The sequence below is a fragment of the Rhodococcus sp. BS-15 genome (assembly GCF_000813105.1).
Taxonomy (GTDB): domain Bacteria; phylum Actinomycetota; class Actinomycetes; order Mycobacteriales; family Mycobacteriaceae; genus Rhodococcoides.
The window spans coordinates 1-1,934 of record NZ_BAOX01000498.1; the positions used below are offsets into that span (position 1 = coordinate 1).

At 68.9% G+C, this 1,934-nt stretch carries 1 protein-coding gene, 2 pseudogenes and 1 riboswitch; of the genes and pseudogenes, 1 reads left to right on the top strand and 2 read right to left on the bottom strand.

Annotated elements, in window-relative coordinates; translation table 11 throughout:
• Positions 1–617, bottom strand: a 617-nt coding sequence (locus RHBS_RS27300; protein ID WP_128646901.1) for an FAD-dependent oxidoreductase, incomplete at its 3' end; no start/stop codon positions are given.
• A riboswitch (TPP riboswitch) is annotated at positions 616–729 on the bottom strand. (Overlaps the previous gene by 2 nt.)
• 35 nt (positions 730–764) lie before the next feature.
• On the opposite strand from RHBS_RS27300, the pseudogene thiE reads away from it, so the two are divergent.
• Positions 765–1,456: pseudogene (gene thiE, locus RHBS_RS27305) on the top strand (thiamine phosphate synthase).
• On the opposite strand, the pseudogene RHBS_RS27310 reads toward thiE, so the two are convergent.
• Positions 1,453–1,934: pseudogene (locus RHBS_RS27310) on the bottom strand (NTP pyrophosphohydrolase); the annotation flags it as partial. The pseudogenes thiE and RHBS_RS27310 overlap by 4 nt on opposite strands.

Here is a 1,934-nt window from a genome sequence, read left to right on the forward strand (position 1 = left end):
CGACGCAGGATCTCTCCCTTGACCGGCCGAACCGGCAGCGTGGGCCACAACGCGGCCGACTGGGCACCGGCGGCCAGGACCACCTGGTCGGCGTCGGGCATGGTCTCCACCGAGGTGGTCACCAACTCGACTCCCGCGTCGAGGCACCCCTGCTCGAGCGCGGCGATCAGCGCCCGATTGTCCACCGACAGTTCGGTCGGAGCCAGCAGGCCCAGTCGAATGTTCTGTGCCAGAGCAGGTTCGAGCTCACGCAGCTGCGCCCGTCCCAGAATCTCGAGTTCGTGCCCCTGCTCGCCCACCCATTCGGCGATGGTTCGTAGGTCGGCGGCATCGGCAGAGTCGAGGGCAACCGTCACCGATCCGGTCGCGGAGAACACCGAGGGGCCGGGGAGGCGTCGGGCGAAGTCCGGCCACCGCGCCAACGACGCAGCGCCCAGATGCAGCAGTTCGTGTTCGCCGGGCCAGCCCTCGGACAACGGGGCCAGCATTCCGCCTGCGACCCAGGATGCGCCTCGACCGAGCGCGGGATCGTGCACGACCACTCGGTGACCGTCCTCGGCCAAGCGCAGCGCCGTCGACAACCCGATGACGCCTCCGCCGATAACGACGATATGCACGCGATTCACGTCCTCACTCCCTGCGCCCGCATGATCGGGTTCAGGTATTGACGGTAAGGGCGGCGAACCCACTCTCAGCCCCACGAACCCTGGGACTCCCGCGATCAGTCTTCGTTTTACAGCCACCATGAGAATACAGTTCGCTTTGTGCATCCATCTCAGACCGCCCGCAACCAGACTCCCCGTGAGCGTCTTGCGTCCGCTCGCCTGTACCTGTGTACCGATGCCAGACGCGACAAGGGCGACCTTGCGCAGTTCGCCGAGGCCGCGTTGTCCGGTGGCGTCGACATCATTCAGCTGCGCGACAAGAACTCCGCAGGCGAGCGAGAGTTCGGTCCCCTCGAAGCCAAGGACGAGCTCGCTGCGCTGGCGATTCTGCTCGCTGCGACCAAGCGGCACGGTGCGCTGCTTGCGGTGAACGATCGCGCGGATCTGGCGTTGGCCGCGGGCGCGGACGTGCTGCATCTGGGTCAGGGCGATCTGCCGGTGCACTATGCCCGTCAGATCCTGGGGCCGGACGTGGTGATCGGCCGGTCGACGCAGAACCGCGCTCAGTCCTCGCTCGCCGCGATCGAGGACGGCGTCGACTACTTCGCCGTCGGGCCGGTGTGGCCGACGCCAACCAAGCCCAACCGCAAGGCCGCAGGGCTCGAAGCTCTGCGGGCGACGGCGGACGCGCTACCGGAACGGCCGTGGTTCGCCATCGGCGCGTCGACGCGACCAACGTGGATCAGGTTCGAGCGGCCGGAGCCGACCGCATCGTGGTGGTCCGGGCGATCACCGAGGCCAGGGACCCACAGGCCGCAGCCCGCGAATTGGTCCAAGCGCTGCAGGCCTAGAGCCAACCCAGTACTGCGGACGGCGTCAGGACCTGCACCGATTCCGGCAGCCGGTCGCGTAGGCCGCGGTCGGCGGTGACGAGCGCGGTCAGGTCTCCGTCGAGGTTGGCCTGGTCGGCCAAGGTGTCGTCGCCACTGCCGTCGGCGAGAATCGTCCGGGTGCGGGGGTCTTCGACCACGGCGTCCCGGGCCTGGCCTTCGAGCACGGCTTCGATGCGGGTGAGCCAGCCGTACTGACCGCTGGGCAGTTCGACGGTGCGGGGCAGCGTCTCGGCGAGCGAGGTCCAGCAGCGGCGCCGGTGGACCCGGCGCGGTCCTTCCACCATCCGTTCGGTCGCGAGCCCAACACGTTGGCGGTGTCGAGCAGCACCCGCAGCGGCACGGTGCGCAGCGACGGCCAGCTGGACGCGAACCCCGGATGCAGCGGGAGTTCGCCGACGATCGACTCCGGTACCCAGCGCAGCTCGGTGCTCTCCCC